This is a genomic window from Microcoleus sp. BROC3, from assembly GCF_036702515.1.
In the GTDB taxonomy this organism is placed as follows: Bacteria; Cyanobacteriota; Cyanobacteriia; order Cyanobacteriales; family Microcoleaceae; genus Microcoleus.
Map to the genome: position 1 here is coordinate 1 of NZ_JAUBTQ010000105.1, position 9536 is coordinate 9536.

Below are 9536 nucleotides of genomic sequence, written 5' to 3' on the forward strand. Positions count from 1 at the left end.
CGCCCTTTCTGGACGGGCGGGACGCCCATCCCACAAGAACATCACGCATTGTAAGTTATTTAATTCTCATTCCTTACATCCGTTATATCAATTCCGGTGTTACCGGAATTGATATAAACGGAGGACACGTCAGTGCCGTTTCCTTACAATTAATTGGGGTAGGGAAACGGCATTGGCGTGTCCTCATGGTTCGAGTATGCACTGGCCTACCACTGTGGGGTAATATTAATTCCGATGCTGCCGGATTTGATATTACATCCGTTACATCCGAAGAAAGCGAATCCGTTGCCGAACTTCCCTCTTCCTCCATCCGTTACATCTGGTACATTGCTCGTTGGCGAACTTCTTCACCCTTGTGAAAGCAATTTTAAATATTGCCGAATTAAGCCAATGGTGACAGCAGGAATTTCTAACTGCGGAGTCAAACCTACGTTTTCCAGAGGTTGAAAAACTTTGATTGCTTCGGGGTTGAGGTTTGCCAAACGCTGGCCGATATCGGGCCCGGTAAACTGCGATTTTTCTCCCCAAATAATGGCTGTCGGTGTTGTTAGCTGAGTGATGTACAGCGACAAATCAAAACACAAATCTCCCCGTACAAAAGACAGCGCAGCATATTCTGCATTTGGTTCCAAGGCAGATTCGAGGTAAGCGTCTACAATTTCTTGGTAAACGCGGCTCGGATCTGCAAATTGGCGCTGTTCGAGGAAGCTGCGGATGCCCCCATCTGTGGCGATTCCGGTACTGTAAAGCAATTTGTCTAAAATCGGCGTACCCACTAGCTTAGCGAAGAAACTGCGGCCGTAATCTTGTCCGAAGTCCGACAAACCGCTGGGTATCGTCAAAATTAGGGATTTGAACAGATCCGGCCGGGCGATCGCAGCTCGAATCGCGATCGCCCCCGTCAGCGAAGAAGCAATCACCTCTGTCGGACTGCCGCAAGTTTTTTCAAGAAATTCGATCGAAGTTGTGATATAATCTTCAACCTGATAATTTCTCGGCGGATGTTCCGATCGTCCCCAACCAATTAAATCAGGTGCTAAAATTCGATACTCAGCCGCAAAAGCCGGATAAACTTTCGACCATTCGTAGGCACTCGACCCGCCCCCAAAACCGTGAAAAAATACTAAATTCGGTTTATTTTCCGAACTTGAGGTCGGCAAACCGATCCAAGGCATTTTTTCAGCAGTGTAGTAAACCATTCTGCCGAGAGAAGTAACTATCGATCGCTGACCGAAGCCGAGGGGTACAAGCATAAACTAACCTCAATCGCTGTTATATTTTAGATTCTTTTCCACCGCCCCGTCTCTGTTTAAAAAACTTGCAAAGCTGGTGGCGTTTTTGTAAAGATTGAGTAATGATTTAAATCTATTTTAGTACAAGTGAACCGTGAAACTACAGACAGGAAGTAACCTTTGCGATTTGGGCAGTTCCGCTTTGTAGTTATCATCACAGTTGCAAACTACCGCCGATCGGAGATAATAGCAAAATGATGGGTAAGACCCCTCAACAGAATGGAGTCTGTTCGCCGACCCGGAAAGCAGGCCCTGGAAAAGCGGGAGTATTAGATCTCGCTTTCAGGTTGAAGGCAGGTTTGCAGCCGTGAGCCAATCATAAATAATTAATCACCATATTTGGCGGAGCAGTGGCTTTTGAGGTCGAAAGTCTTTGTTGGAGGGGGGGCGATCGGTTTTCGATTCCTAAATAGCAGGTTTGGCAATCACGGGCACGGCCGCTATAAATTCCCAAACACAAGAAACAATTAATCTTAGGGAGGTCTACTAAAAATGCAACTGCTTAGGAAACGGGATCGCGAGGGTTTTATGGTTGACGCAAACAGTCTTCAATCTGACGGGTTGGCAGAATTTGATACTGCCTGTCGAAGCATGGATTTAAACGGCAAAAAGTCTTTTGTCGCCACTCCAGAACGATCGGGCGCAGGATCGGAGATGCGATCGCGCGCTACTGTAGCGGCGATGGTTCGCGTAGCTTTAGAAGACTTGAAATGCTTTGAAGTAGTAGAACACCAGTTTGCACATTGGGGGGTGACTTTTACCAATGCCGTTGCCATCCAACCTTCAAACCCAGCATTTTTCACGGGTTCTGGGGCAACAGTGTTAATGGGAGCCCCCAAAAGCGGACTGATCGAAGTAACTTTTAAGTATCCTGTTCGCTGGGTGTCAGGACTTGTCACCAGTTCGCGGCGCACTGTTTTATCTGCTTGCGACATTGACGGCAACCCAATTGTTCAGGATGAAATGCCGGCCCCCAATCTCGCCGGATCTAATTCTCCGATCGCCCCTAGCGCTCCCCTGCGCGTAAAAGCTCCGAATATTCATCGAATTACTTTTTACGCTTTTGACGGTCAGCTAGTAGTCGATGACTTGATGTTTGGATTTTAAAGCCATGCCATATGTAGTGTCCCAAGTCTGCAAACCTTCGAGAAGGGCATTGCGGACTAAAGCTTCTGGTTCCCGACTCAGCATCAGGCGAAAACACTCGGCAGCGCGGGAACAGGCGATCGAACTTTTGACGGAACTCACAGGACCAAACCCACCCTGATTCACCAAATCGGTCATTTGCCGCACAGCAATCAAACGCTTCACGGGGTCAGCATCAGTCAAATCCGCCAGAATGCGATCGAGCGCCACTTCATCTTTTGCGGCCCCCAGATTCAACCATTGCCGCAGCAACAGCCAGGGAATCGCGATCGTACCCAAATTCTGCAAAATTAGGCTCAAAGCCATCCAGTGGCTCTCGGACTCCGCCCAAATCGCCAAACTCATGTAAGCGCCCAAGGTAGCAATGCCGCCCGTACCCACCGCTAAAACAAATCGGCGGTTCGGGCCCTCCCAAAATTGCTCGCCTTTCGATCGCAGCCATTGCCAGTCCCGCGACTGCCCTCGGTAAACCAGCATCATCGCTGCTATCCCCAAGCCTGTCGAAAACAGTAACTGACTGTTCCACCACCCCCAAACTGCTGCCAGGGTGACAACTGCCAGCCAACCTTTCGATCTAGTCAAACTCTCTAGCAGCCACTTGAGAAAGGCTGTAGAAACCGCAGGCGATCGGGCCCACTCGCTCTTACCATCTACCCTCCGACGCCTTGTTTCGGCAGTCGGGCCTGTCACTGCTGGGGTTCCCGGCAGGCGATCGTCCGAACTAAATTCTCTCAAAGCTTGGCTATCAGTCATTTCTAAAGACAATTCGCTCAAGGCGAGATTACCGAGTTCCAAAGTGCGATCGGAAAATTTCACTGGCGATCGATTCAGCTTGGTTGTAGTTTTTTTAACTTGATTCATACTGACTTTTTTGAAAAATAAGTTAAAGTTATCCAGGCTTTTTTAGCACTGATTTAGATTCTCGGCAAACAAGACTCTAAGACTCTATGATACCGGAAATTCAACCCCGTGGCGAGTACAGCAACTGCGCTGAATTCCGAGAAATCCTTACCAAAAATAGAGCAATTGAAGATTGTTGAGAAAACCACGATAGGTTAACAGCGAATACTTCTGCATCACTCTTGAGACAGAATGGCGATCGGAGTTAGCATGACTGCAAAAACCAAAAAAAATTAAACTTTCTGAAATAGAGGGAATTTTGAGTGCTGGAATTCGTCCCCAAAGAACTGCGCGACAAAAATTTAGCCTTTTGCCCGCCTGCCCGGGACCTCGCTGCTAGCCCCGGTGTCAGATGAAGCTGGGTTCAGCTTGACCGCTAGCTTACCGAACCCCAGACTCCGGGCGGGCCGAGAATCCAGACACAGACAGTATTGTTGGATAATTAGCATGAGCATTCCTAAACTGCTAAGATTTTTGTTGAATTAACGGGAGTTGAGGGAGCCCATCATCCGGGTTCAAACCGGTCAAGCAGCAAGGCAAAAAACCGACCGCGCGATCCTGTTCGGCAAGTGCGGAGGCGAGAAAAACAGCCGCTTTTGACCAGACTCAGGCAGAATTCCTGCCCCAAAGTGTGTCTGCGGAGGTTAGGCTAGTGAATAGAGGAAAACAATAGTTACGATCGAGACTTCATTAGTTTACCTTGTAATTTCTTGCTCAGTTGTCAAGCCCAACAGTTTTGCATTCTCTGGCAAGCGAGACTCTTAGCACTTCCAACCAGTGGGGAACTCGACCGTCAAAGAGCTTGGGTTTGATGGTAAAGCCCTTACTAATATGTAAACACCTTACCGATGGCTCGCCGGAACAATCTTGCAGGAAAACCCATGTCTAGTATGCAAAACCAATTCACGGTTCACTTCTGGGGCGTTAGAGGTAGCATAGCCTCTCCCGGGGCTGAAACAGTACGTTACGGGGGCAACACGCCCTGTGTAGAAATGCGAGTGGGTGACAGCCGCCTAATTTTCGATGGCGGTACTGGATTGCGGGTTTTGGGACAAACTCTCCTGTCTCAGATGCCCGTAGAAGCTCATATGTTTTTTACTCACTCTCACTGGGACCACATTCAAGGATTCCCATTTTTTGTCCCAGCTTTTATTCCAGGCAATTGTTTTCACATCTACGGGGCAGTTGCTCCTTCTCCTAATAATGCTACTATCCAGCAGCGGCTCCACGACCAGATGCTCCACCCGAATTTTCCGGTGCCCCTGCAAATTATGGGGGCCGACCTGAAATTTAACGATATAGAAGTGGGCCAACCGCTCGAAATCGGAGATATTAAGGTGGAAACTGCTTTGTTGAACCATCCCGGGGAAGCTGTAGGCTACCGCGTGAACTGGCGGGGGTATTCGGCTGCTTACGTGACTGATACCGAACATTTGCCCGATCGTTTAGACGAAAATGTGCTGTATTTGGCCCGCGATGCTGAGGTGCTGATCTACGACGCTACTTATACCGATGAGGAGTATTATTCGGAGAAGAGCAGCAAGGTGGGCTGGGGACATTCGACTTGGCAGGAAGCGGTGAAGGTGGCAAAGGCTGCTAATGTTAAAAAGTTGGTGATTTTTCACCACGACCCGCTGCACAATGACGAGTTTTTAGACAGGGTGGGAGAACAAGTGGCTCAAAGGTTCCCGAACAGTTTGATGGCGCGGGAAGGTTTGTCGTTGCAGTTGCTGCCTCCTCATAAGGATTTATCTGATTTTGAAGTCTTGAGCTCGGAAATCTCAAATTTAAGTTAGGACTGACCTCATTCAAAGACGGATACAAGCCACCGACTCCCGTCGTGGAAAATCAAAAAGTTGAGACCCAAGTTCAACCTCCCAGATTGCATCTGCGGAGTCAATCTAAAATCTAAAATCTAAAATCTAAAATCGAGTGGCGATCGCAATCTGGCTAAGTATGTCAAAATCTTAAGCGTGTGGGTAACTTCTTCTTGTACCGCTGCTCTGACTCCAACTTCTGTTGCCTTGGGAAACTTTGACGGTTTGCACCTAGGGCATCGACAAGTCGTGCAGCCAATAATTTTAAATCGATCGCCTGGGCAAAATTCTGCGACGGTTTTTGCGTCGGGGCAAAACTTGCGCTCCAACGCTGGCAGAGATGAAAATTTGGAAAGCGAACCTCCGGCGACCTGCTACAACGACTCAGCAGCACCGCCCGATCGAGCCGACAGCGACCATAATTTTGATGGTTTGATAGGGCAGACCAAGGCAGAGGGGAACAGCCTCTCCGGTCGAAATTCTGATGGAGTCGATCGACTCTACAGCACAGTGGTGACATTCGATCCCCACCCGCAAGAATTCTTTACGGGTCAACCCAAAAAACTGCTGACGCCTCTGGCAGAAAAGGTAGAATTGCTTGAAGCAATGGGCGTCGAGCAACTTGTGCTGCTGCCGTTCGATCGAGAATTGGCGGCTTTGACTGCTTCTGAGTTTGTCGAGGAAATTCTGGTGCGGCAACTAAAAGCGAGTCGAATTAGTGTGGGGGTTGATTTTCGGTTTGGACGGGGACGCGCTGGAACGGCTGTAGATTTGCAGTCGATCGCCTCGGGTTACGGTATTGATGTTGCTCTTGTACCCCTGCACAATTGCGGTGAGGGCGATCGGATCAGCAGTTCTGCAATCCGCGAAGGTCTGGCATCCGGCGACCTCACAAGAGCGAATCAGTTGCTGGGGCGACCTTACAGTTTAGTCGGGACTGTGGTTGGCGGACAGCGGCTGGGCAGGACGATCGGATTTCCTACTGCTAATATCGAACTGCCCCCGGAAAAATTTTTGCCGCGTTTTGGCGTGTACGCGGTGCGAGTCTTGCTGAAGCAGGGATGGGAAAAGATGAAAGAGGAAAGTTCTTCCTATCAGCGGGAAAATCCCAAATCTCTAATTCCCGGCACACCATCAAATTTATCTTTTGTCAATGGGGTGATGAATGTTGGCTGCCGCCCGACGGTAGACGGCTTACAACCCACTGTGGAAGTTCACCTGTTAGATTGGTCTGGGGATTTGTACGGTCAAACCTTGAGCGCGAGTTTGGTAGAGTTTTTGCGACCCGAACAAAAATTCGCTTCTCTGGATGCTCTCAAAACTCAAATTCAGGCAGATTGCGATATTGCTAGAAGCCTCTTAACTGCTAAAGTCTAATAATTATGTGATCTAGAACAGGCGATGGGTTTTAAAAATGGTGCAAGATGAGTCAGACTAAATTCTAGTTGTACGAATACGAAGTTCGGAAGGCAAAGACTCAAGAATTTGGCAATTTGATGTTCGATCAACACTTAGCAATTAGCAATTAGCAATCAGGGATATGAGACAACATATTGAGCGGCTCAAACAAAATCTAGGCAAGACTATTGTTGGCAAAGCCGATGCTATTCGCTTGGTATTGGTAGCAGTGCTTTCGGGCGGGCACGCGCTGCTGGAAGACGTGCCTGGTGTGGGAAAAACTCTGCTGGCGAAGTCTTTGGCGCGATCGATCGATGGGAAGTTTCAGCGGATTCAGTGCACTCCCGATTTGTTACCGACGGATATCACCGGTACTAATATTTGGAATCCGCGCAGCGGAGAGTTTGAGTTTTTACCCGGGCCAGTTTTTGCTAATGTTTTGCTTGCCGATGAAATCAATCGGGCGACGCCGCGAACTCAGTCAGCTTTGCTGGAAGTGATGGAAGAAAAGCAGGTGACAGTAGATGGAGTTTCTCGGAATGTTCCCGCGCCGTTTTTTGTGATTGCGACTCAGAACCCGATCGAATATCAAGGCACTTTTCCGCTACCGGAAGCGCAAATGGATCGGTTTACTTTGTCTTTGACTTTGGGCTATCCCGCTGCGTTGGAAGAGTTGCAAATGTTGGAACGGCTTTCTGATACTTTTACAGTTGAAGATTTGCAGCCTTGTATTTCTTTGGAAGAGGTGCAGGAATTGCGCCGTTTGTGCGCTGCTGTGAAGGTGGAAGGGTCTTTGAAACAGTATATTGTAGATTTGGTGCGATCGACGCGGGAGGATGAGGAGATTACTCTCGGGGTGAGTCCCCGGGGTGCGGTGGCTTTGCACCGGGCTTCCCAGGCTTTGGCGTTTATGGAGGGCCGGGATTATGGGACTCCTGATGATGTGAAATATTTGGCACCGCACGTACTGTCTCACCGATTGATTCCGGCGGGGGGAAGGAGGGCTAAGGCGATTGTTGACAAGTTGTTGCGGTCTGTTCCTATTCCTTAAAAAGTTTGTAAGTAGGTTGCTTTAATTAAAGGAACAGGCTTTCGGGCCTGTTCCACAAACAATTAATTTGCCTGTGGGGTGGGCAGGAGATCCCGCCCTTGAAAGACTTATTAATAATGGTGCAAGATGTCAGTTAATCAATAGGTTTTGCACCATTTTCAAGCACTCTCAAACAGCGCCACTAATTTTTTTGCCTCTAAATCAACATTGTGTTGTTGAGCAACCCGTTCAGCTCCTGTTTTCCCCATTTGTTCTAGTTTTTCTACAGGTGCTTCCAATACCGCGCGCATCGCTACGGCTAATGCTTCTGCGGAACCGGGAGGAACTAACCAACCGCAAACACCGGGTTCTACGAGCTCCGGGATGCCAGCGACATATGTGCTAATTACGGGCCGATTGAGAGCGAGGGCTTCCATAATTACGACGGGCAAACCTTCAGCAAAACTAGGCAATACCATGGCCCGTGAAGCTAAAATCTCTTGCTGAACTCGATCGCCACTGGCCCAGCCGGTAATTTCTATATGATTTTGCAGGCCGAGTTGCAGAATCTGCTTTTCAATATCCGATCGCAGCGGCCCGTCTCCTACGAGTACCAACTTAAACTCTAAGCCTTGAACTGCTAGCAAGTTAGCAGCTTCTAGCAATAACAAATGACCTTTTTGTTCGCTGAGCCGGCCAATGCAAGCTAAGCGGGGTGCTGCGGGTATGGGGACGTAGGGTGCAACTAAAAATGCGGCATCTACGCCGCAGTGTATGACGCGAATTTTTGACCAAAAAGTGCGATCGCACCACCGAAAAAGCTGACTTTTACCGAAGGAACTAACTGCTGCTACAAAGGTCGATCGTTTAATTTTTTCGTCTAAGGAAAGAAGTGTGGCTTTATCAAATTCTTCAGGGCCGTGAACGGTGAAACTGTAAGTCGGGCCGCCAAGCACGCGGCACAGCATTGCGACTGTTGTGGAATTTGTCCCGAAGTGAGCGTGAACGTGTGCGATACCCGATTCTGCAAACCAATTTAAAAGAATGCAAGCTTCTGCTAAATAAGCCAGATGCAGCAAAATCCCCCGTTCCGAGTGCCAGCCAACTTTGAACATTAACCGCACAGCTTCGATGAATCGAATGGGCCTAGTTGCAGCAACGCGCAGCAAAGCCCACGCTAACCCCTGTACACCAACTCCTAAGATTACTTTAGTCAATTCTTGCTCTAGTTTGTCGGCCCCATCAACGAGTTCAGACTCGCACGATCGGATCGAAAAACGTGCGACTTTCATGCCGCAATTTTCAACGGCTAGCACTTCTCTGCGGACAAAGCTGTGGCTGACTTTGGGATATTGGTTGACTAGATAAGCAATGTTCATGAACGGGGAGAAACTTTTATGGTAAAACTCTATATTAGTTTAGCCTCTAATCTATCGAAGTCAAGGCATTATTTTGGGTTGATTTATTTATTTTGTATAAGAGCTGTCATTAATATCCTCTCTCGTATCCAACTCAGAAAAAGCAGAATCAAAATTGCTGAGGTCTTTTTCCAGTTATTCATCTGTATAACCCAACGCTTTTCGCTGTTCCACAAGAGTGAGATGGAGTAATGCGAGTTGAGCGCGAATTTCGTTCTTTACTCTTCGCTCTGGTGTCACCCGATTTCGCAATTCACTAAAAGGCTTTGTTTTCATCAACTATCTCTTTACTGGTGGGATGGGGATTGAGAGGTGCGATCGCTTTTGTAATCTATTATTTATGTTTAGGCGGTTTAGGTGGTCTAGCTAAGGCTGGGTTAATGCCACTGTTGCCATCTGCATCACTCCCAGGGATATTTTTCCTGGGTTGTTCGGGTTTTCTTTTAGGCTTTTCAGTGATATAGCGATCGCAAATCATTCATAAATCGATTGAGGGTTCGATCGAGCATGAGTTTCATGAGAATGTTAGCTCAAA

9 protein-coding genes are annotated in these 9536 nt (G+C 48.2%); 5 read left to right on the forward strand and 4 right to left on the reverse strand.

The window, feature by feature from the left end:
• Window positions 1–359 (forward strand): hypothetical protein (locus tag QUB30_RS32150; RefSeq protein WP_333342164.1); only part of this gene is annotated, 359 nt, incomplete at its 5' end.
• On the opposite strand, the gene QUB30_RS32155 is transcribed toward QUB30_RS32150, so the two are convergent.
• On the reverse strand, window positions 348–1253 hold the full coding sequence (locus tag QUB30_RS32155; RefSeq protein ID WP_333342166.1) for an alpha/beta fold hydrolase: 906 nt from the start codon (window positions 1251–1253) through the stop codon (window positions 348–350). The two genes, QUB30_RS32150 and QUB30_RS32155, sit on opposite strands and share 12 nt — an antisense overlap.
• Before the next feature lie 567 nt (window positions 1254–1820).
• On the opposite strand from QUB30_RS32155, the gene QUB30_RS32160 reads away from it, so the two are divergent.
• The gene (locus QUB30_RS32160) at window positions 1821–2399 is read left to right on the forward strand and encodes a hypothetical protein (protein ID WP_333342168.1); all 579 of its coding nucleotides are present in this window, start codon (window positions 1821–1823) and stop codon (window positions 2397–2399) included.
• Here the strand turns inward: QUB30_RS32160 and QUB30_RS32165 are convergent.
• Window positions 2367–3299, reverse strand: a complete 933-nt coding sequence (locus QUB30_RS32165) for a hypothetical protein (RefSeq protein ID WP_333342170.1) — start codon at window positions 3297–3299, stop codon at window positions 2367–2369. The two genes, QUB30_RS32160 and QUB30_RS32165, sit on opposite strands and share 33 nt — an antisense overlap.
• A gap of 920 nt (window positions 3300–4219) precedes the next feature.
• Here QUB30_RS32165 and QUB30_RS32170 point away from each other — a divergent pair.
• The 3 genes from QUB30_RS32170 to QUB30_RS32180 all read left to right on the forward strand — a co-directional run bounded on the left by QUB30_RS32170 (window position 4220) and on the right by QUB30_RS32180 (window position 7604).
• Window positions 4220–5134: an MBL fold metallo-hydrolase gene (locus QUB30_RS32170; RefSeq protein WP_333342172.1), complete on the forward strand. Its 915-nt coding sequence runs from the start codon at window positions 4220–4222 to the stop codon at window positions 5132–5134.
• A 177-nt stretch (window positions 5135–5311) separates the two neighbouring features.
• Entirely contained in the window at window positions 5312–6532 is a 1221-nt protein-coding gene (locus tag QUB30_RS32175; RefSeq protein ID WP_333342174.1) for a bifunctional riboflavin kinase/FAD synthetase, read from the forward strand.
• Between the two features lie 163 nt (window positions 6533–6695).
• On the forward strand, window positions 6696–7604 hold the full coding sequence (locus QUB30_RS32180; RefSeq protein ID WP_333342176.1) for a MoxR family ATPase: 909 nt from the start codon (window positions 6696–6698) through the stop codon (window positions 7602–7604).
• A 158-nt stretch (window positions 7605–7762) separates the two neighbouring features.
• Here the strand turns inward: QUB30_RS32180 and QUB30_RS32185 are convergent, their stop codons facing one another.
• Together QUB30_RS32185 and QUB30_RS32190 are read right to left on the reverse strand one after the other, a co-directional pair.
• Window positions 7763–8962 carry a glycosyltransferase gene (locus QUB30_RS32185; protein ID WP_333342178.1) on the reverse strand — a complete coding sequence of 400 codons (1200 nt, stop codon included), beginning with the start codon at window positions 8960–8962 and terminating at the stop codon, window positions 7763–7765.
• A gap of 174 nt (window positions 8963–9136) precedes the next feature.
• A complete protein-coding gene (locus QUB30_RS32190) occupies window positions 9137–9277 on the reverse strand; it encodes a hypothetical protein (protein WP_333342180.1) in 141 nt (46 codons plus the stop codon).
• Between the last annotated feature and the right edge of the window lie 259 nt (window positions 9278–9536).